We start from the raw sequence: 20,398 nt of genomic DNA on the forward strand, positions 1-20,398 counted from the left end.
GTTTAATCTTCAGGTTAATATTAACGTCCACCTGGCTCCGTGCCGGATGGGGTTGTTTCACATACCCGCCGTCAATCCATTGCAGCGGGGGTACTGCTAAATCGGTCGCGATTACGCGAGTGCCAGTTTTTGGCGCGCATATTGTAGCGCTTTTTCAATCACTTGCTCAATAGTTAAACTGGTTGAATCCAGAACTAATGCATCTTCTGCAGGAACAAGTGGGGCGACGGCGCGGTTACGATCGCGGTCATCGCGCTCTTTTATCTCGGATAAAAGGCGATCAAAGTTAACACTAAACCCCTTTTCCTGCAACTGAAGCATGCGGCGTTGAGCACGTTCTTCCGAAGAGGCGTCAAGAAAAATTTTCACTGGCGCATCAGGGAATACCACCGTTCCCATATCGCGTCCGTCAGCGATCAGCCCCGGGGCTTCACGGAACGCGCGCTGACGACGTAACAGCGCCTCGCGAACGCGCGGGAACGCCGCGACCTGAGAGGCCGCATTAGCTACTTCCTGCGTACGGATTTCGCCGCTCACGTCTTCCCCTTCAAGGATGACTTCCAGGTTGCCATCGGTCGATACGAAACGCACATCCAGATGCGCAGCCAGCGGAACCAGCGCTTCTTCAGACGCGACATCCACATGGTGATGCAGCGCGGCCAGCGCCAACACGCGATAGATTGCTCCCGAATCTAAAAGATGCCATTGCAATGCTTCCGCCATCGCTTTGCACAGAGTACCTTTCCCTGCGCCACTCGGCCCATCAATGGTGATTACCGGGGCAACTGCCGTCATCTTTTTCTCCTTAAATAAGGCATACCGTTTACATGAACGCCGCGCATTATACGCGCCAACGTGCGCAACTGTTACCTTTGCGTGCAAATTACGGAATGATTGAAGCAGAGTGTAGAAGAAATGAGCGGAGGTGTTCGTAATGAAGCGTAAGCAAATGCCGCATCGGGCGATGCGGCAATACGTTATCAGGCCAGCGTGCTAATGCGTGCCAGCTGTTCGAAGTAGTCCGGGAACGTTTTCGCCGTACATTTCGGGTCAAGAATGGTGACAGGGGTGTCTGACAGCGCCACCAGCGAGAAGCACATCGCCATGCGGTGATCGTTATAGGTGCCGATTTCCGCAAACTGCAGTTTTGCCGGAGGGGTCACGCGAATGTAGTCTTCGCCCTCTTCCACCTCGGCACCGACTTTTCGCAGCTCGGTCGCCATCGCGAACAGGCGGTCCGTCTCTTTTACGCGCCAGTTGTAGATGTTACGCAGCGTGGTAGTGCCTTTGGCAAACAGCGCCGCCGTGGCAATGGTCATCGCCGCATCCGGAATATGGTTCATGTCCATGTCGATGGCGTTCAGCTCGCCGTGGGTACAGGAGATGAAGTCATCGCCCCAGGTGACAATGGCGCCCATCTTTTCCAGCACGTCCGCAAAATGGATGTCGCCCTGCACGCTGTTACGGCCAATACCGGTCACTTTTACCGTGCCGCCTTTAATCGCACCCGCGGCCAGGAAGTAGGACGCGGATGACGCATCCCCTTCAACGAGATAGTTACCCGGAGACTGGTACTGCTGCGCCCCACGCACCACGAAGCGCTGATAAGACTGGTTTTCCACCTCGACGCCGAAGGTTTTCATCAGGTGCAGGGTGATATCAATGTACGGTTTGGAGACCAGCTCACCTTTAATGGTGATAACCGTATCCTGCGGTGCCAGCGGCGCGGTCATCAGCAGTGCCGTCAGGAACTGGCTGGAGACGCTGCCGTCCACCTCGACGTGACCGCCGGTAAAACCGCCGCGCAGACGCAGTGGCGGATAGTTTTCCTGCTCAAGATACTCAACCTGCGCGCCGCCCTGACGCAGAGCATCCACCAGGTGACCAATCGGACGCTCTTTCATGCGCGGCTCGCCGGTCAGCACAATGTTGTTGCTACCCAGGCACAGGGCCGCCGCCAGCGGGCGCATCGCGGTACCGGCGTTGCCCAGAAACAGCTCAAGCTCTTCGCCCGAGCGCAGCGCGCCGCCGTTGCCGGTCACTTCGCAGCGGGTACGATCGTCGGAGAGAGTGTAATGAACGCCCAACGCTTTCAGCGCATTGAGCATATGACGCACGTCATCGCTGTCCAGCAGGTTGGTGAGGACGGTGGTGCCGTTTGCCAGAGCTGCCAGCAGCAGAGCGCGGTTCGAGACACTTTTTGAACCAGGCAGATTGATGGTGCCATCTACCCGCGCGATAGGTTGTAACGTCAGGGATTCCATGAAAACTAAACTCTCAACTCAACATAATAAAAACCCCGCAGGGACGCTGCGGGGGTGAAAAACAGCAAATTAACCGTGACGACGTTCGAAGTCGATCATGAAATCCGTCAGGGCCTTAACGCCTTCCAGCGGCATCGCGTTATAGATGGAGGCACGCATGCCGCCAACGACACGGTGACCTTTGAGCGCATGCAGACCTGCCGCGAAGGACTCTTCCAGGAACACTTTGTCCAGGCTGCTGTCCGCCAGCTGGAACGGCACGTTCATGCGGGAACGGTTCGCTTTCGCCACATCGTTGCGGTAGAAATCGCTCTTGTCGATCACGCCATACAGCAGTTCAGCTTTCTGCTGATTGACCTTGTCCATCTGCGCCACGCCGCCGTTTTGCTTCAGCCATTTGAAGACCAGGCCGGAGAGATACCAGGCAAACGTTGGTGGGGTGTTGAACATCGAATCGTTATCGTTCAGCACGGTGTAATCGAGAATCGAAGGACAGGATTTATGTGCTTTACCCAGCAGGTCTTCACGCACAACGACGATAGTCAAACCGGCCGGGCCGATATTTTTCTGCGCGCCCGCATAGATAACGCCGTAGCGGCTGACATCAATTGGCGCAGACAGAATGGTGGAGGAGAAGTCGGCGGCAACCACGACATCGCTACCGAAGTTTGGCGTCTCGTCGATGGCAATCCCGTCAATGGTTTCGTTCGGGCAGTAGTGCAGATACGCTGCGTTATCGGAAAGCTGCCACTCGCTCATTGGCTTCACGGCGCGCAGACCGTCAACGGTCACTTTGGCGTCGATAACATTCGGCGTGCAGTATTTATGCGCTTCTTTAACGGCGCTTGCCGCCCAGTAACCCGCGTCAACGTAGTCAGCCGTGGTATTGTCACCGAGAATATTCAGCGGAACGCCTGCAAACTGGCCGCGTCCACCGCCGTGACAGAACAATACTTTGTAGTTCGAGGGAATATTCAGCAGATCGCGAAAATCCTTTTCTGCCTCTTCCGCCACCTGAATAAACTCTTTACCACGGTGGCTGATTTCCATCACCGACGTACCGAGACCGTTCCAGTCACAGAGTTCCTGTTGAGCCTGTTTAAGCACGTCTGCCGGTAACATTGCCGGACCTGAACTGAAATTAAAGACTTGAGCCATTTCCCCTCACCACGCTAAAAGCCATAAGTTATAACTGTGGATATCGGTTTTATCATTCAGTGACACGCGCCGCAATGTCTAAAACTTATGACCCGCGAAATGTGCCCCGCGTCACACAAAACAATCTGCCGCCTCGCCAGGACAAAACCGACAAAATGGCTGTCAGGTGATGCGTTTGGCCCGGCTAACCTTCGTCCATTCCGGATTTGCACAGCGGGGGCATAATTGACGATCCCCCGGCTGCATCGCGACAACATGGCTACATCTTACGCAAGCATACTCGCCTGATTCCGGTACCGTTCTGAAACGCTCAATGAGCATATCCGGCAGGATACACAGTCCCGGCTTCACCTCGTCGTCAGAATAGTAATAGACGCTGATCTGCCCGTTGGTTTCCATGATCGCCAGACGCACCTGCCCGAGCTGTTCAACGCTGTTCAGGCGAAGCTCCATAAAGAACTCAAACTCGGTCATATTGGCGCTTTGTACATTTTCCCAGGCCAGCTGTCCGTCCTCGACGATAACGACCGGCTTCCCTTCAAGCAGATCTTCCAGCTTTTCGCTTTTCGACATCAGCCACATGACAAGACGGTAAAGTAGCGCCAGTGAGACAAAAACGATAAACACCGGCACCATCGGCACGTCGTCATAAAAGGCGACGTCACCCGCCGCCGAGCCCAGCGTAAGGATGATCAACACCTCAAAGAGCGACATCTGCCGCACGCCGCGGCGGCCGGTGATTTTAAGAAACAGGAAGACGAGGACGAAGGTATACAGGCTGCGCAGCGCCACTTCGCCCAGAAATTCAGGAGGAACTTTATCAAACGCCATCCGCTGGAGATCAAATGCTTTCATTTTTCTATGCCTTAACAGTCAGTTACTGCCACTAAGCATAGCCCAGCCTTTTATTTTCGCCGAAGATAGCACCCGTCACGCAAAACCCGTATCATTGCGCGCTTTACGTACGATAAAAGTGAACGCCATGACTCAAACGTTTATCCCCGGCAAAGACGCCGCTCTGGAAGATTCCATCGCTCGCTTCCAGCAGAAACTGACCGACCTGGGTTTTAACATCGAAGAAGCCTCCTGGCTCAATCCGGTGCCTCATGTCTGGTCCGTGCATATTCGCGATAAAGACTGTGCCCTGTGCTTTACCAACGGTAAAGGCGCGACGAAAAAAGCGGCACTGGCCTCTGCGCTGGGTGAGTATTTTGAGCGTCTGTCCACCAACTATTTCTTCGCTGATTTCTGGCTGGGCGAAACCATCGCTAACGGCCCGTTCGTTCACTATCCAAATGAAAAATGGTTCCCGCTGACCGAAGATGACGAGCTGCCGGAAGGTATTCTCGACGCGCGCCTGCGTGCCTTCTACGATCCAGCCAGCGAACTGACCGCCAGCATGCTGATCGATCTGCAGTCTGGCAATGAAGACCGTGGGATCTGCGCCCTGCCGTTCACCCGTCAGTCTGACGAGCAGACCGTATATATTCCGATGAACATCGTCGGCAACCTGTATGTGTCCAACGGTATGTCCGCCGGTAACACCCGCAATGAAGCACGCGTGCAGGGTCTGTCTGAAGTTTTCGAACGCCACATTAAAAACCGCATTATTGCCGAATCCATCAGCCTGCCTGAAATTCCGGCAGACGTGCTGGCGCGCTACCCGGGCGTAGTGGAGTCCATCGCCAAGCTGGAAGCCGAAGGTTTCCCAATCTTTGCCTATGACGGCTCGCTGGGCGGTAAGTATCCGGTTATCTGCGTCGTGCTGTTTAACCCGACCAACGGTACCTGCTTCGCCTCATTCGGCGCGCACCCTGACTTCGGCGTGGCGCTGGAGCGTACCGTTACCGAGCTGCTGCAGGGCCGTAGCCTGAAAGATCTCGACGTCTTCACCCCGCCAACGTTTGACGATGAAGAAGTGGCCGAGCATACCAACCTTGAAACCCATTTCATCGACTCCAGCGGTTTAATTTCCTGGGATATGTTCAAGCAGGACGCCGACTACCCGTTCGTGGACTGGAGCTTTGCCGGTACCACGGAAGAAGAGTTCACCACGCTGATGGCTATCTTCAACGCGGAAAATCAGGAAGTTTACATTGCCGACTACGAACATCTTGGCGTCTACGCGTGCCGCATTATCGTTCCGGGCATGTCCGACATCTACCCGGCTGAAGATCTGTGGCTGGCCAATAACAGCATGGGCGCGCACCTGCGCGAAACGCTGCTGGCTCTGCCGGGCAGCGAGTGGGAGAAAGAAGATTATCTGAACCTGATCGCCCAGCTGGACGAAGAAGGCCACGATGACTTTACCCGCGTACGCGAACTGCTGGGCCTGGCGACCGGTAAAGACAACGGCTGGTATACCCTGCGCATCGGTGAGCTGAAAGCGATGCTGGCCCTGGCGGGTGGCGATTTGGATCAGGCCCTGGCCTGGACCGAGTGGACCATGGAATTCAACCAGTCGGTCTTCTCTGCCGAGCGCACCAATTATTACCGCTGCCTGCAAACCCTGCTGCTGCTGGCCCAGGAAGAGGATCGCGAGCCGCTGCAATACCTGAATGCTTTCGTGCGGATGTACGGAGCTGAGGCCGTAGAAGCAGCCAGTGCAGCCCTGAGCGGCGAAGAGCCGTTCTATGGCCTGCAGGCTGTTGATAGCGATCTGAAAGCCTTCCCGGCGCATCAGTCGCTGCTGAAGGCCTACGAAAAACTGCAGAAAGCAAAAGCCGCTTACTGGTCAAAATAAGCGCACATAACATTACCAGCTGTAGGCGTATTCAATCGTCTGGGCTATATTACGGGGCAATTTCATTGCCCCGTTTTTTATTTTCTTCGGCAATGACTGTTGATTGTAATAATAAAGTTAAACATGGGTAAATATAATAATATTTACCTGGGCTTTACTGTTACTTTTTATGGTAAATACTCCATATTAATTAACTGCGTCAGAGGTGGCTGAACGAAAAAATTCAACTCTTTTCATAACTTTTAAAATTTATTTTTATACGGATAATCAAATACTTACTCCGCATTTGCTGTAAAACCATACACACTGCGGGCCTATAAGCCAGGCGAGATATGATCTATATCAATTTCTCTTCTATAATGCTTTGTTAGTATCTCGTCGCCGACTTAATAAAGAGAGAGTTAGTGTGAAAGCTGACAACCCTTTTGATCTTTTACTCCCTGCTGCGATGGCCAAAGTTGCCGAAGAAGCGGGTGTCTATAAAGCAACGAAACACCCGATGAAGACGTTCTATCTGGCGATCACGGCTGGTGTGTTCATCTCTATCGCTTTCGTCTTCTACATCACCGCCACCACCGGTACTGCCGGAATGCCTTTCGGCATGGCCAAACTGATTGGCGGCATTTGCTTCTCACTGGGTCTGATTCTCTGCGTCATCTGCGGCGCCGACCTCTTCACCTCAACGGTGCTTATTGTCGTGGCAAAGGCCAGCGGAAGAATTACCTGGGGTCAGCTGGCACGTAACTGGCTTAACGTCTACGTGGGTAACCTGGTTGGCTGTCTGCTCTTTGTTTTGTTGATGTGGCTTTCTGGCGAGTACATGACCGCCAACGGTGGCTGGGGCCTTAACGTCCTGCAAACCGCCGACCACAAAATGCACCACACATTTATCGAAGCCGTTGCTCTCGGCATCCTCGCTAACCTGATGGTCTGCCTGGCTGTATGGATGAGCTACTCGGGTCGTAGCCTGATGGACAAAGCCTTAATTATGGTTCTGCCGGTTGCGATGTTTGTTGCCAGCGGCTTTGAGCACAGTATCGCGAATATGTTCATGATCCCAATGGGCATTGTCATCCGCGACTTTGCAAGCCCGGAGTTCTGGACCGCAGTTGGTTCATCCCCGGAAAGTTTCTCTCACCTGACTATTATGAATTTCATTATTGATAACCTGATCCCTGTCACTATCGGGAACATTATCGGTGGGGGTCTGTTAGTTGGGTTGACATACTGGGTCATTTACCTGCGTGGCGACGATCATCATTGATGGTTTTCTCAGGCAGTAAATAAAAAATCCACTTAAGAAGGTAGGTGTTACATGTCCGAGCTTAATGAAAAGTTAGCCACAGCCTGGGAAGGTTTTGCGAAAGGTGACTGGCAGAATGAAGTAAACGTACGTGACTTCATTCAGAAAAACTATACCCCGTATGAAGGTGACGAATCCTTCCTGGCTGGCGCAACTGACGCGACCACCAAGCTGTGGGACAGCGTAATGGAAGGAGTTAAACTGGAAAACCGCACTCACGCGCCAGTTGATTTTGACACCTCCGTTGCTTCCACCATCACTTCTCACGATGCTGGCTACATCAACAAAGCCCTTGAGAAAATCGTTGGTCTGCAGACTGAAGCACCACTGAAACGCGCAATCATCCCGTTCGGTGGTATCAAAATGGTTGAAGGTTCCTGCAAAGCGTATAACCGCGAGCTGGACCCAATGCTGAAAAAAATCTTCACCGAATACCGCAAAACCCACAACCAGGGCGTATTCGATGTTTACACCAAAGACATCCTGAACTGCCGTAAATCTGGCGTTCTGACTGGTCTGCCAGATGCGTATGGCCGTGGCCGTATCATCGGTGACTACCGTCGCGTTGCGCTGTACGGTATCGACTTCCTGATGAAAGACAAGTACGCGCAGTTTGTTTCCCTGCAGTCTGACCTGGAAAATGGCGTAAACCTGGAAGCGACTATCCGTCTGCGTGAAGAAATCGCTGAACAGCACCGCGCGCTGGGTCAGATCAAAGAGATGGCTGCTAAATATGGCTGCGATATCTCTGGTCCTGCGACCAACGCTCAGGAAGCCATCCAGTGGACCTACTTCGGCTACCTTGCCGCTGTTAAGTCTCAGAACGGTGCAGCAATGTCCTTCGGTCGCGTATCCACCTTCCTGGATGCGTACATCGAACGCGACATCAAAGCAGGCAAAATCACCGAGCAAGACGCTCAGGAAATGATTGACCACCTGGTCATGAAACTGCGTATGGTTCGCTTCCTGCGTACTCCTGAATACGATGAGCTGTTCTCTGGTGACCCAATCTGGGCAACAGAATCAATCGGTGGTATGGGCGTTGACGGCCGTACTCTGGTAACCAAAAACAGCTTCCGCTTCCTGAACACCCTGTACACCATGGGTCCTTCTCCGGAGCCGAACATCACCGTTCTGTGGTCTGAAAAACTGCCTCTGAACTTCAAGAAATTCGCGGCTAAAGTGTCCATCGATACCTCTTCTCTGCAGTACGAGAACGATGACCTGATGCGTCCGGACTTCAACAACGACGATTACGCTATCGCTTGCTGCGTAAGCCCAATGGTTGTTGGTAAACAAATGCAGTTCTTCGGTGCGCGTGCAAACCTGGCGAAAACCATGCTGTACGCAATCAACGGCGGCGTTGATGAAAAACTGAAAATGCAGGTTGGTCCTAAGTCTGAGCCGATCAAAGGCGACGTTCTGAACTTCGACGAAGTCATGGAACGTATGGATCACTTCATGGACTGGCTGGCTAAACAGTACGTCACTGCGCTGAACGTTATCCACTACATGCACGACAAGTACAGCTACGAAGCCTCTCTGATGGCGCTGCACGACCGTGACGTTATCCGCACCATGGCGTGTGGTATCGCTGGTCTGTCCGTTGCTGCTGACTCCCTGTCTGCAATCAAATATGCGAAAGTTAAACCAATTCGTGACGAAGACGGCCTGGCTGTAGACTTCGAAATCGAAGGTGAATATCCGCAGTTTGGTAACAACGACTCTCGCGTTGATGACATGGCGGTTGACCTGGTAGAACGTTTCATGAAGAAAATTCAGAAACTGACTACTTACCGTAACGCTATCCCGACTCAGTCTGTTCTGACCATCACCTCTAACGTTGTGTATGGTAAGAAAACCGGTAACACCCCAGACGGTCGTCGTGCTGGCGCGCCATTCGGCCCAGGTGCTAACCCAATGCACGGTCGTGACCAGAAAGGTGCGGTTGCCTCTCTGACCTCCGTTGCTAAACTGCCGTTTGCTTACGCGAAAGATGGTATCTCTTACACCTTCTCTATCGTGCCAAACGCGCTGGGTAAAGACGACGAAGTGCGTAAAACTAACCTCGCGGGTCTGATGGATGGTTACTTCCACCACGAAGCGTCCATCGAAGGTGGTCAGCACCTGAACGTGAACGTCATGAACCGTGAAATGCTGCTCGACGCGATGGAACACCCTGAGAAATATCCTCAGCTGACCATCCGCGTATCTGGCTACGCAGTACGTTTTAACTCCCTGACTAAAGAACAGCAGCAGGACGTTATCACCCGTACTTTCACTCAGTCCATGTAAGTGGAATTGACTGAAATCACGCGTTAAAAAGCGTACAATAAAGGCTCCACGTCAGTGGGGCCTTTTTAGCACCCTCTCCACCTCAGTCTCTTTTGTCCGCTATCTATACTCTATGGATATCAGCCAAAACAGACTTCAACACAGCCGGCTTTGAGCTGTGCATACTCAGGCCCCGGACGGGCCGATGCTGGAGATATCACCGCAATGTCAATTATTGGTCGCATTCACTCCTTTGAATCCTGTGGCACCGTCGATGGCCCGGGTATCCGTTTCATCACCTTTTTCCAGGGCTGCCTGATGCGCTGCCTGTACTGCCATAACCGTGACACCTGGGATACGCACGGCGGTAAAGAAGTGACCGTTGAAGACTTGATGAAAGAGGTGGTGACCTACCGCCACTTTATGAACGCGTCCGGCGGCGGCGTCACCGCATCCGGCGGTGAAGCCATTCTGCAGGCCGAATTTGTCCGCGACTGGTTCCGCGCCTGCCATAAAGAAGGCATTCATACCTGCCTCGACACCAACGGCTTTGTGCGCCGCTACGATCCGGTTATCGACGAGCTGCTTGAAGTGACCGATCTGGTGATGCTCGATCTTAAACAGATGAACGATGAGATCCACCAGAACCTCGTTGGCGTCTCAAACCACCGCACGCTGGAATTTGCCAAATACATTGCCGATAAAGGCATCAAAACCTGGATCCGCTACGTGGTGGTTCCCGGCTGGTCAGATGACGACGACTCCGCGCACCGCCTCGGGGAATTTACCCGCGACATGGGCAACGTCGAGAAAATCGAGCTTCTGCCCTATCACGAGCTGGGTAAACATAAATGGGTGGCGATGGGCGAAGAGTACAAACTTGATGGCGTGAAGCCGCCAAAAAAAGAGACGATGGAACGCGTCAAAGGTATTCTTGAACAGTACGGCCACAAGGTGATGTATTAAAGAAAAGCCCGGTGAAAACCGGGCTTTTTTATATTCTATTTAAAGACGCCGTTAATAACGGACGTCACAATGGCTGTACTCAGCGCAATTAAGACCAGGTCGTCTCCGACCACGCGCCATTCATAGCCAGGGTAGGAAGGAAGCTGACCCAGCATTGAGGCCGGCACGGTTTTCTTCGCAATGCCCGGAGGCAACGGCTTACCGCGCGCCAGGTTTTTCGCGATACCCGGAGGCAGAGAGTCATAGCCCGTTAGGCCATAATTCAGCGCCAGATGGCGGGCATGATCGAAGCTCACGCGAGCGTCGACATCGTTACCGACATCTTTACTGCTTTTAAAGCTTTTATCCGATTTTCCAGGGTTATCCTGACCGTTATTTTGCTTATTGCCATGGTTACCAGAATTTCCGTTACCATGATTACCGCCATTACCTTGCCCGCCACCGTTTCCGTGACCACCGCCATTCCCGTTTCCAGGATTAGCCATGACCGGAGCCGTTGCAAACGTTAAAGACAACACTACGGCAAGTGCGGTAGTGGAAAAACGACGAATAGACATGATTGCTGCCTTATAGTGGTAGGACTCACATGAATTATCGCCTGGCGCAATAAACAAACAATAAGTAAAACTCTTAGTTGTGACAGGGACAAAAAAGCCTGTCATCGACAGGCTTTTAATTAATCAGGCATGAGCCACAGGCGTTGGGTGTTCTCCCACTTTGCGCAGCAGCATTAAGAGATAAATAAACGATACGCTGGCGATCATGATAAACAATAAGTTATCAGAGTAATTCTGCATCAGCATCGCGGTAAACGTCGGGCCTAATAAGCTGCCGATGGTATAGCTCAGTAACAGCGCCTGGTTCATTGCTACCAGCTGGTGATGTTCAACTTTCTCACAGGCCCAGGCCATCGCGACCGGATAGAGCGTAAAGCCAGCCGCCCCGAGAATAAACAGCGCAGGCGCCATCGCGGCGTTGCTGAGCATGGCAAGGCATCCCATAATGACCACAAAGACCTGCACGCGCAGCACCAGCAGACGACCGAAGCGGTCCGCCAGACGGCCAATCGGCCACTGCCCGACGATCCCCGCACTCACCATCACCGCCATCCAGAAGCCAATTCCAGAATCGCTGACGCCCTGATGATTCAGATAGAGCGGCATCAGGCCATAGAGCGAGCCCAGTACAATCCCCGAGATAATGCAGCCGTTAACGCCCAGACGCGCCTGACGGAGTCTGAGCATCGGCCAGACGTGGGTCGATTCCTGATGCTCGCTGTTCTGGTTCACAATGCGCGTGAAGAGCAGCGGCAGGATCGCGGCGAGCACCATGCCCGTTACCCACGGCAGAACGCTCATCAGATCGGTTGGCAGCTTGCTGACCATCAGTTGACCCAGCACGGTGCCGACGTAGTAAACCATCATATAGGCCGCCAGCAGGCGTCCGCGGTTGCGGGAGGTGCCGCTGCACATCAGCGCGCTTTCAACCACCACCCAAATCATCGCGCAGCCTACGCCTGCGATAAAGCGCCATGCCATCCAGCTCCAGAAGCCGACCATCAGGCCCAGCCCGGCACACCCGGCGGCGAAAATCAGCGAAGCCAGATAATAGCTGCGATTAAAGCCAAAGCGCTTAATCAGGCTCCCGGTCATTAGCGTACCCAGCAGGTTCCCGGTAAAAAAGGACGAGCTGACCATACCCACCTGCCAGGTCGGTAAGTTTTCATGGGCGAGCCATAGCGGGACGAGCGTATTTAACACTGCGATCGCCAGGGTCAACAGAAGCAGGCCACAGAGCAACAGAAGCACTGGCCGGGTATAGGTGGTCATGGATTAAAAACCGTGAGGAAGTTCAGATTTCGTGCGCATCATGCCACTGGCAAAAACAAAGTCAATCCACTGATTTAGCCGCCTCGCACAATATGTTCCCTGTCGATTTAAAAAACTTATCCTGCTAATGCCACGCCTGCTGTAGATATTAATTATGTGTCTGTTTTTATTTATTAATGGGCGAAATTAAAACAAAACGACAGTCGAAAAATTTCATGATCGAAAAAAGAAAAAGCCGGGCACTCAGGCCCGGCTTGATATAACTCAATGCAACGTTAACTGGCGATAGCCATACCAACGGTCATATGCAAGCCGTAGAACACACCGCGGCCAATCAGTTCACCCGCCAGGACCAGCACAAAGGCCAGTGACAGCAGCGGCAGCGCAGGCTGATAACCTTTGAGCTGAGGAGCAATCCAGAATACCAACGCAGCGACCAGCAGAACGATGCGCCAGGCCATCAGAGAACCGTAGTCCGGCACCAGGGCAGAAGCCTGCTGGATAGAGCTGTGAATGGTTGCCAGTTCTGCCCCCTGCATCAGAGCGACCATCGCACTCACCACCAGCGCCAGCAGCGAAACAGCCGGCAGCAAACGCATTGCCCACCCGTCTACGCCCGCCACGCGCAGCAGCAGGTAGCCCAGCAGCGGCCCGCCGATAAACATCGTCAGGAAGAAGCTCATCGGCGTCCAGACGCTGTACCAGGTTGGAACGGTATCGATGGTGTTATAGACGCGCACCATCATCCACACGAACACCACGCCCAGCACCATGGTCACGATCAGCCACAGGCTGCGCAGACCCGCAGGCAATTTCTTCAAAGCGGCCAGCAGCCAGCCCAGCCCACCGACGGCAAAGAAAATTGCCCCGCTGGCAATCTCGTTACTGAGGGATGAGGCCCCCACGCGGTTCAGAGAGTTAAACGCGCGCATCGGCGAACCCAGGTGCAGCGTAGAGGCGATAAACCCAATCCCCATCAGCACCCACAGGCCAAACATGCTCAACACTAAACGCTGCTGCTGTTCAGCGTTGAGATTCCCCTTCAGCAGCGCCAGCGCGAGCACAATGAAACCGCCCGCCACGCACTGGCCAAAGACCGTGAAGATCATCAGCGGCCATTCATGCCATCCACTTCCCATCTCACACCTCCTTCGGATTTGCCAGGTAGCCGGTGGTGTCACCTGTAGGACGGCTGTTGGCGTTAGGTTTAATCACAATGCTCGGCTTCGTGAAGTGCGCAGACGGCAGCGGTGCCACTGCGGCAAGCTGACCGTGTTTTTGACGCAGCTCTTCAATCGGGCCGAAGTCCAGCGCGCGCAGCGGACAGGACTCGACGCAAATCGGCTTTTTGCCGTCCGCCACGCGGGTGTGGCAACCGTCGCATTTGGTCATATGACCTTTGGCGGCGTTGTACTGCGGCGCGCCGTACGGGCACGCCATATGGCAGTACCGACAGCCGATGCAGACATCTTCGTCCACCACCACAAAGCCGTCTTCACGCTTGTGCATCGCCCCGCTCGGGCAGACCTTGGTGCAGGCCGGATCTTCACAGTGGTTACAGGCAATCGACAGGTAATAGGCAAAGACGTTCTGATGCCAGACGCCGTTATCTTCCTGCCAGTCGCCCCCGGCGTATTCGTAGATGCGGCGGAAGCTGACGTCAGGAGTCAGGTCTTTGTAATCTTTACAGGCCAGCTCGCAGGTTTTGCACCCGGTGCAACGGCTGGAATCAATAAAAAATCCATACTGGGTTGTCATCGGCTACTCCTTAAACCTTTTCAACCTGGACAAGGTTTGTGTGGGATGGGTTGCCCTTCGCCAGCGGCGACGGACGCTGCGTGGTCAGTACGTTAATACTGCCCGCCTGGTCGATGCGGTTGGCATCAGGGTTGTACCAGGCCCCTTCCCCCAGCGCCACCACGCCTGGCATCATGCGCGGCGTCACTTTGGCCTCAATGTGCACCTCGCCGCGGCCATTGAAGATACGCACGCGATCGCCATTGCTGATGCCGCGTGCTTTGGCATCCATCGGGTTGATCCACATCTCCTGACGGCAGGCGGCCTTGAGTACGTCGACGTTACCGTAGGTGGAGTGCACGCGCGCTTTGTAGTGGAAACCGGTCAGCTGCAGCGGGAATTTCGCCGTCAGCGGATCGTTATAGTTTTCAAAACCCGGCGTGTAGATCGGCAGCGGATCGATAACGTCCCCTTCCGGCAGCTCCCAGGTCGACGCGATTTTTGCCAGCTCTTCGGAGTAGATTTCGATTTTGCCCGACGGCGTGGTCAGCGGGTTCGCCTGCGGGTCTTCACGGAACGCTTTGTACGCCACGTGGTGCCCTTCCGGATCGCGCTGTTTGTACATACCCTGCTTGCGGAAGGTATCGAAATCCGGCAGGTCAGGGACCGCCTTACGGGAGAGTTCATGCAGATGGCGCATCCACCCTTCCTGAGTACGCCCCTCGGTAAACTGCTGCTCAACGCCAAGACGTTTCGCCAGCTCAGAGGTCATCTCATAAATGGTTTTGCACTCGAAGCGCGGTTTAATCGCCTGGTCGGTAAAGATCACGTAGGACATGTTGCCGCAGGAGGCGTCCAGCGCGAAATCCATCTGCTCAGAGGCCGTGCAGTCCGGCAGCAGGATATCGGCATATTTCGCCGAGGAGGTCATGTGGCAGTCGATGACCACAATCATCTCGCACTTCTTATCATCCTGCAGGATTTCATGGGTGCGGTTGATTTCGGAGTGCTGGTTGATGAGACAGTTACCGGCATAGTTCCAGATCATCTTGATCGGCACGTCCAGCTTGTCCTTGCCGCGCACGCCGTCGCGCAGGGCGGTCATTTCAGGACCACGTTCGATCGCATCGGTCCACATAAACATGGAGATGCTGGTCTGAACAGGGTTATCCAGCGTCGGCATACGTTCAAACGGCACTTCATACGAGCCTTCACGCGCGCCGGTGTTACCGCCGTGAATACCGACGTTGCCGGTCAGAATGGAGAGCATGGAGATGGCGCGAGTCGCGATTTCACCGTTCGCATGGCGCTGCGGTCCCCAGCCCTGGCTGATGTAGGCCGGTTTGGCCGAGCCAATCTCACGCGCCAGCTGAACGATACGCTCGGGCGGAATACCGGTGATGGTGGACGCCCACTCGGGCGTTTTCGCCACGCCGTCGCTGCCCTGCCCGAGAATATAGGCTTTGTAATGACCGTTAGCAGGCGCACTGGCTGGCAGGGTTTTCTCGTCATAGCCGACGCAGTATTTATCCAGGAAAGGCTGATCGACGAGGTTTTCTGCGATCATTACCCACGCAAGCGCCGAGACCAGCGCTGCATCGGTACCCGGACGGATTGGGATCCACTCGTCTTCACGTCCGGCGCCGGTGTCGGTATAGCGCGGATCGATAATGATCATGCGGGCATTGGATTTGGCGCGGGCCTGTTCGAGGTAATAGGTTACCCCGCCGCCGCTCATGCGGGTTTCGCCCGGGTTGTTACCGAACAGGACGACCAACTTACTGTTTTCGATATCGGACGGGCTGTTGCCGTCCGCCCAGCCGCCGTAGGTGTAGTTCAGGCCCGCAGCAATCTGCGCCGATGAGTAGTCACCATAGTGATTAAGATAACCGCCGCAGCAGTTCATCAGACGTGCCACCAGCGTTTTACCCGGTGGCCAGGAGCGGGTCAGCGTACCGCCGAGCGTCCCGGTGCCGTAGTTCAGGTAGATGGATTCGTTGCCGTACTCTTTGATAAGGCGCTGCATATTGGTGGCGATAATGTCGTAGGCTTCATCCCAGCTAATCCGCTCGAACTTCCCTTCCCCACGCTTACCGACGCGCTTCATCGGATATTTCAGGCGGTCCGGATTATACACGCGACGACGCATTGAGCGGCCGCGCAAACAGGCGCGAACCTGATGTAACCCTTCATAGTTATCGTCCCCGGTATTGTCGGTTTCGACATATTTTATTTCACCATCCACCACGTGCATACGCAGCGGACAACGGCTACCGCAGTTTACGGTACAGGCACTCCACACCACTTTTTCCGGAGCTGAGGCTGGGGATAGTGCATCAGCCGCTGAGGCCAGTCGGGTAAAAGGAAGCGTGAAGGCGCTGCTGGCTACGGCCAGGCCGCCTATTGCCGTGGTTTTCATCAACCCACGGCGAGTGACCTCGGCAGCCATTAATGCTTCAGGCGCGTTGATTTTCATAGAGACTCACTTTGGTTGCTCACAAAGAAAAGAGTGGCGGCGCAAACCGCTATGTATTTTTATATACAACGAATTTTTACGTAATCAGCTTTTTCTGCTGACTTTCATTCGGAGGAGTATTACTACTTTAGAGGGAGGTGGTATTGCGTCGTGTCAATTCAGAGGCATAAAAAAAGCGCCCAAAGGCGCTTTTTTGTTGTGAGGCAAAGAATTAGCCGATGTACTGCTGGCCTTTCATGTATGGGCGCAGCACTTCAGGGATCTCAATACGACCGTCTGCCTGCTGGTAGTTTTCCAGCACGGCAACCAGCGTACGGCCCACAGCCAGACCAGAACCGTTCAGGGTATGCACCAGACGGGTTTTCTTGTCAGATTTGCTGCGGCAGCGTGCCTGCATACGACGCGCCTGGAAATCCCAGACGTTAGAGCAGGAGGAGATCTCACGATAGGTGTTCTGAGCAGGCACCCACACTTCCAGATCGAAGGTTTTGCAGGCGCCAAAGCCCATATCACCGGTGCACAGGGCCATACGACGGTACGGCAGGCCCAGCAGCTCCAGCACTTTCTCAGCGTGGCCGGTCATCTCTTCCAGCGCGTCCATGGACTCTTCAGGACGGACGATCTGCACCATCTCAACTTTGTCGAACTGGTGCATACGGATCAGACCGCGCGTGTCGCGACCGTAAGAACCTGCTTCAGAACGGAAGCACGGTGAATGTGCCGTCAGCTTAATTGGCAGGTCGTCTTCATCGATGATCTCATCACGCACGAGGTTAGTCAGCGGCACTTCAGCGGTTGGGATCAGCGCGTAGTTGCTGCTGTCTGCTTCCTCGTCCAGCGGACGGGTATGGAACAGATCGCCGGCAAATTTCGGCAGCTGGCCCGTACCGTACAGCGTATCGTGGTTGACCAGATACGGCACGTAGGTTTCGCTGTAGCCATGCTGCTCGGTGTGCAGATCCAGCATGAACTGCGCCAGCGCGCGGTGCAGATGGGCAATCTGGCCTTTCATCACCACAAAACGGGAGCCGGTCAGCTTAACCGCTGCCGCAAAGTCCAGGCCCGCGTGCATTTCGCCCAGCGTCACGTGATCGCGCACTTCGAAGTCAAACTCACGAGGCGTACCCCAGCGTTTCACTTCAACGTTGTCGTTTTCATCTTTGCCGACAGGCACGCTGTCGTCAGGAATATTCGGGATAGCCAGGGCAATATCACGAATCTCGGCCTGAAGAACGTCCAGCTCAGCTTTCGCCTGATCCAGTTCTTCACCCAGTTTGTTCACTTCCAGGCGTAATGGCTCAATATCTTCCCCGCGCGCTTTCGCCTGGCCGATGGATTTCGATCGAGAGTTACGCTCTGCCTGCAGATTTTCAGTTTGTACCTGCAGAACTTTACGACGCTCTTCGAGAGCGCGCAGCTTATCTACATCCAGCTTAAAGCCCCGGCGTGCCAGTTTTTCAGCGACTGCGTCTGGCTCATTACGCAGCAGATTGGGATCGAGCATGCTTATCCTGTGCTTATCGAATTAAAATAGGAAAATGTGACCACAGCCTGCGGCCACAAGGATACATTGCCAACATTACCGCAACGATTGAACTAACGGTAGCGTTTTATAGGGCTATTTTGATCCTGTCCGGCGAGCCAGGTGAGCTTTTCACCAATCTTGCCTTCAAGACCTCTGTTTGTGGGGTGATAATAGCGCGTTTGCGCCATCTCCTGCGGGAAATATTCCTCCCCGGCAGCGTAGGCATTGGGTTCATCATGAGCGTAACGATACTCCTGCCCATATCCCATCTCTTTCATCAGTTTGGTCGGCGCGTTACGCAGGTGAACCGGCACATCGTAGTCCGGACGTTCACGCGCGTCGGACATCGCCGCTTTAAAGGCGGTATAAACCGCATTGCTTTTCGGCGCGCAGGCCAGATAAACAATCGCCTGCGCAATGGCACGTTCGCCTTCCGCAGGTCCAACGCGGGTGAAGCAGTCCCAGGCCGACAGCGCAACCTGCATGGCGCGAGGATCGGCATTGCCGACATCTTCTGACGCAATCGCCAGACAGCGACGCGCGACATACAAAGGATCGCCGCCCGCAGTGATAATGCGCGCGTACCAGTAAAGCGCCGCATCCGGCGCGCTGCCGCGCACGGACTTATGCAGCGCCGAGATCAGGTCGTAAAAACGGTCGCCTTTGTTATCGAAACGCGCGCTGCGCTCCCCCGCAATTTCGGTGAGCAGCTCCTGCTTCAGCACCCGCTTCCCGGCATCGTCGACTTCGGCCATATCGGCCATCATTTCCAGCGTATTCAGCGCACGCCGCGCATCACCGTTTACCAGCTCGGCAATCGCACGACGCGTGTCGTCAGGCAGAACGATATCCTGCCCGCCGTAGCCGCGCGCTTTGTCGTCCATCGCCTGGGTGAGAACCTTTTCGATATCCTCGGTGGTGAGCGATTTGAGCAGGTAAACGCGCGCGCGGGAAAGCAGCGCCGAGTTCAGTTCAAACGATGGGTTTTCGGTGGTCGCACCGATGAAGAAGATCGTGCCGTCTTCAATATGCGGCAGGAAGGCATCCTGCTGGCTCTTGTTGAAGCGGTGGACTTCGTCCACGAAGAGGATGGTACGCCGCCCGGCGTTGCGGTTCTGCCGCGCACGCTCGATCGCCTCGCGGATCTCTTTCACGCCGGAGGTGACCGCCGAGATACGTTCAACGTCCGCGTTGGCATAGCGGGCGATAACTTCTGCAAGCGTAGTCTTGCCGGTGCCAGGGGGTCCCCAGAGGATCATGGAGTGAAGATGCCCGGCCTCAATGGCGCGCGGCAATGGCTTACCGGCAGCCAGCAGATGCTGCTGGCCGATGTACTGCGCTAAATTTTCTGGCCGCATACGGGCGGCCAGAGGTTGAAACGCGTTATCTGAAAAATCGAGCGACAGATTGCCCACTCACGCCTCTTACTTATTGCGTTGGTCGTCCACCGTTACGCCCTGCGGCGGGGTAAAGGTGAATTTCGATGCATCAACGGCGCCGTTCTGCTGAGACTTGAGCTGGTAGCTGCTGCGCTGATCGTCCTGCTCAACCGCGCCAAACTGATTAATCGTACCGTTGGTGCTTACGTTAATGGTGAACTGCTTCAGGTTGCCGTTACTGCCTTTCGGCGTCAGGACAAACTCGTCACCCGTCTGTTTAATATTGTACTGCTGCCAGTCGCTGGACTGGTTACGAGCAATCAGCATAAACGGCGTATTGCTGGTGGCATCTTTCAGCCAGGTCGCCGTTGCCTGCTCAACGAACGGGTTGAAGAACCATAAGGTTTTGCCGTCAGAGACCAGGATGCTCTCATCCGGCTGGGTCATGTGCCAGTTGAACAGATTTGGGCGTTTTACCCACAAATCTCCCTGACCTTCCTGCACCGCGTTGCCGCTGCCGTCAGTCACTTTTTGCGTGAAGCTGGCGTGGAAGCTGCTTACTTTATCCAGTCGGCTTTTAAGGTCGCTGGCTGCATCAGCCCAGACGCTGCTGGCGACAAAACTGGTGAGTAATGCACAGGCGATGGCGATTTTTTTCATTGTTATTCCTTAAAATACGTCTTCCCGATATGGGGTTTCCGTCTTCTATTCTGGACCTGCCCGAAGGCAGGCGACAGAAGAAAA

Annotated in this window: 16 protein-coding genes; 4 read left to right on the top strand and 12 right to left on the bottom strand. The window is 54.5% G+C overall.

Features of this window, described 5'->3' with window-relative positions:
* Positions 1-111: 111 nt before the first annotated feature.
* The 4 genes from cmk to HCH49_RS09090 form a co-directional block, all read right to left on the bottom strand.
* Positions 112-795 (bottom strand): (d)CMP kinase, encoded by a 684-nt coding sequence (cmk, locus tag HCH49_RS09075; RefSeq protein ID WP_013097305.1) that lies wholly within the window; start codon positions 793-795, stop codon positions 112-114.
* Between the two features lie 185 nt (positions 796-980).
* Entirely contained in the window at positions 981-2,264 is a 1,284-nt protein-coding gene (aroA, locus tag HCH49_RS09080) for a 3-phosphoshikimate 1-carboxyvinyltransferase (RefSeq protein WP_221702544.1), read from the bottom strand.
* Positions 2,265-2,333: 69 nt separating this feature from the next.
* Positions 2,334-3,422, bottom strand: coding sequence for a 3-phosphoserine/phosphohydroxythreonine transaminase (serC, locus tag HCH49_RS09085; protein ID WP_126794933.1), 1,089 nt, complete (start codon positions 3,420-3,422; stop codon positions 2,334-2,336).
* Between the two features lie 162 nt (positions 3,423-3,584).
* On the bottom strand, positions 3,585-4,277 hold the full coding sequence (locus tag HCH49_RS09090; RefSeq protein ID WP_023310994.1) for a DUF421 domain-containing protein: 693 nt from the start codon (positions 4,275-4,277) through the stop codon (positions 3,585-3,587).
* A 127-nt stretch (positions 4,278-4,404) separates the two neighbouring features.
* Here HCH49_RS09090 and ycaO point away from each other — a divergent pair, with 127 nt between their 5' ends.
* The 4 genes from ycaO to pflA all read left to right on the top strand — a co-directional run bounded on the left by ycaO (position 4,405) and on the right by pflA (position 10,708).
* Entirely contained in the window at positions 4,405-6,165 is a 1,761-nt protein-coding gene (gene ycaO, locus HCH49_RS09095) for a 30S ribosomal protein S12 methylthiotransferase accessory factor YcaO (RefSeq protein ID WP_221702545.1), read from the top strand.
* A 406-nt stretch (positions 6,166-6,571) separates the two neighbouring features.
* Positions 6,572-7,429 (top strand): formate transporter FocA, encoded by an 858-nt coding sequence (focA, locus tag HCH49_RS09100; protein ID WP_221702546.1) that lies wholly within the window; start codon positions 6,572-6,574, stop codon positions 7,427-7,429.
* 51 nt (positions 7,430-7,480) lie between these two features.
* Positions 7,481-9,763, top strand: coding sequence for a formate C-acetyltransferase (gene pflB, locus HCH49_RS09105; RefSeq protein WP_033145088.1), 2,283 nt, complete (start codon positions 7,481-7,483; stop codon positions 9,761-9,763).
* 204 nt (positions 9,764-9,967) lie between these two features.
* On the top strand, positions 9,968-10,708 hold the full coding sequence (gene pflA, locus HCH49_RS09110) for a pyruvate formate lyase 1-activating protein (protein WP_023310991.1): 741 nt from the start codon (positions 9,968-9,970) through the stop codon (positions 10,706-10,708).
* A 35-nt stretch (positions 10,709-10,743) separates the two neighbouring features.
* Here the strand turns inward: pflA and HCH49_RS09115 are convergent, their stop codons facing one another.
* The 8 genes from HCH49_RS09115 to lolA form a co-directional block, all read right to left on the bottom strand.
* Positions 10,744-11,265 carry an anti-virulence regulator CigR family protein gene (locus HCH49_RS09115; protein WP_023310990.1) on the bottom strand — a complete coding sequence of 174 codons (522 nt, stop codon included), beginning with the start codon at positions 11,263-11,265 and terminating at the stop codon, positions 10,744-10,746.
* Between the two features lie 123 nt (positions 11,266-11,388).
* Positions 11,389-12,537, bottom strand: a complete 1,149-nt coding sequence (locus tag HCH49_RS09120) for an MFS transporter (RefSeq protein WP_048979716.1) — start codon at positions 12,535-12,537, stop codon at positions 11,389-11,391.
* A 275-nt stretch (positions 12,538-12,812) separates the two neighbouring features.
* Positions 12,813-13,676 carry a dimethyl sulfoxide reductase anchor subunit family protein gene (locus HCH49_RS09125; protein WP_029739492.1) on the bottom strand — a complete coding sequence of 288 codons (864 nt, stop codon included), beginning with the start codon at positions 13,674-13,676 and terminating at the stop codon, positions 12,813-12,815.
* Between the two features lies 1 nt (position 13,677).
* Positions 13,678-14,295: a DMSO/selenate family reductase complex B subunit gene (locus HCH49_RS09130; protein WP_021240882.1), complete on the bottom strand. Its 618-nt coding sequence runs from the start codon at positions 14,293-14,295 to the stop codon at positions 13,678-13,680.
* Between the two features lie 10 nt (positions 14,296-14,305).
* Positions 14,306-16,750: a dimethylsulfoxide reductase subunit A gene (gene dmsA, locus HCH49_RS09135; protein WP_221702547.1), complete on the bottom strand. Its 2,445-nt coding sequence runs from the start codon at positions 16,748-16,750 to the stop codon at positions 14,306-14,308.
* Positions 16,751-16,961: 211 nt separating this feature from the next.
* Positions 16,962-18,254, bottom strand: a complete 1,293-nt coding sequence (gene serS, locus HCH49_RS09140; RefSeq protein ID WP_008499983.1) for a serine--tRNA ligase — start codon at positions 18,252-18,254, stop codon at positions 16,962-16,964.
* A gap of 92 nt (positions 18,255-18,346) precedes the next feature.
* Positions 18,347-19,690, bottom strand: a complete 1,344-nt coding sequence (rarA, locus tag HCH49_RS09145; protein ID WP_029739490.1) for a replication-associated recombination protein RarA — start codon at positions 19,688-19,690, stop codon at positions 18,347-18,349.
* Between the two features lie 9 nt (positions 19,691-19,699).
* Positions 19,700-20,314, bottom strand: coding sequence for an outer membrane lipoprotein chaperone LolA (gene lolA / locus HCH49_RS09150; protein WP_023310983.1), 615 nt, complete (start codon positions 20,312-20,314; stop codon positions 19,700-19,702).
* Positions 20,315-20,398 lie beyond the last annotated feature (84 nt).

This window comes from Enterobacter sp. Y17 (assembly GCF_019730495.1).
In the GTDB taxonomy this organism is placed as follows: domain Bacteria; phylum Pseudomonadota; class Gammaproteobacteria; order Enterobacterales; family Enterobacteriaceae; genus Enterobacter; species Enterobacter asburiae_B.

What these genes read in the sequence shown, in the direction of transcription:
- cmk (WP_013097305.1), bottom strand. Translation starts at nt 795, where the DNA reads ATGACGGCAGTTGCCCCGGTAATCACCATTGATGGGCCGAGTGGCGCA.
- aroA (WP_221702544.1), bottom strand. Translation starts at nt 2,264, where the DNA reads ATGGAATCCCTGACGTTACAACCTATCGCGCGGGTAGATGGCACCATC.
- serC (WP_126794933.1), bottom strand. Translation starts at nt 3,422, where the DNA reads ATGGCTCAAGTCTTTAATTTCAGTTCAGGTCCGGCAATGTTACCGGCA.
- HCH49_RS09090 (WP_023310994.1), bottom strand. Translation starts at nt 4,277, where the DNA reads ATGAAAGCATTTGATCTCCAGCGGATGGCGTTTGATAAAGTTCCTCCT.
- ycaO (WP_221702545.1), top strand. Translation starts at nt 4,405, where the DNA reads ATGACTCAAACGTTTATCCCCGGCAAAGACGCCGCTCTGGAAGATTCC.
- pflB (WP_033145088.1), top strand. Translation starts at nt 7,481, where the DNA reads ATGTCCGAGCTTAATGAAAAGTTAGCCACAGCCTGGGAAGGTTTTGCG.
- pflA (WP_023310991.1), top strand. Translation starts at nt 9,968, where the DNA reads ATGTCAATTATTGGTCGCATTCACTCCTTTGAATCCTGTGGCACCGTC.
- HCH49_RS09115 (WP_023310990.1), bottom strand. Translation starts at nt 11,265, where the DNA reads ATGTCTATTCGTCGTTTTTCCACTACCGCACTTGCCGTAGTGTTGTCT.
- HCH49_RS09120 (WP_048979716.1), bottom strand. Translation starts at nt 12,537, where the DNA reads ATGACCACCTATACCCGGCCAGTGCTTCTGTTGCTCTGTGGCCTGCTT.
- HCH49_RS09125 (WP_029739492.1), bottom strand. Translation starts at nt 13,676, where the DNA reads ATGGGAAGTGGATGGCATGAATGGCCGCTGATGATCTTCACGGTCTTT.
- HCH49_RS09130 (WP_021240882.1), bottom strand. Translation starts at nt 14,295, where the DNA reads ATGACAACCCAGTATGGATTTTTTATTGATTCCAGCCGTTGCACCGGG.
- dmsA (WP_221702547.1), bottom strand. Translation starts at nt 16,750, where the DNA reads ATGAAAATCAACGCGCCTGAAGCATTAATGGCTGCCGAGGTCACTCGC.
- serS (WP_008499983.1), bottom strand. Translation starts at nt 18,254, where the DNA reads ATGCTCGATCCCAATCTGCTGCGTAATGAGCCAGACGCAGTCGCTGAA.
- lolA (WP_023310983.1), bottom strand. Translation starts at nt 20,314, where the DNA reads ATGAAAAAAATCGCCATCGCCTGTGCATTACTCACCAGTTTTGTCGCC.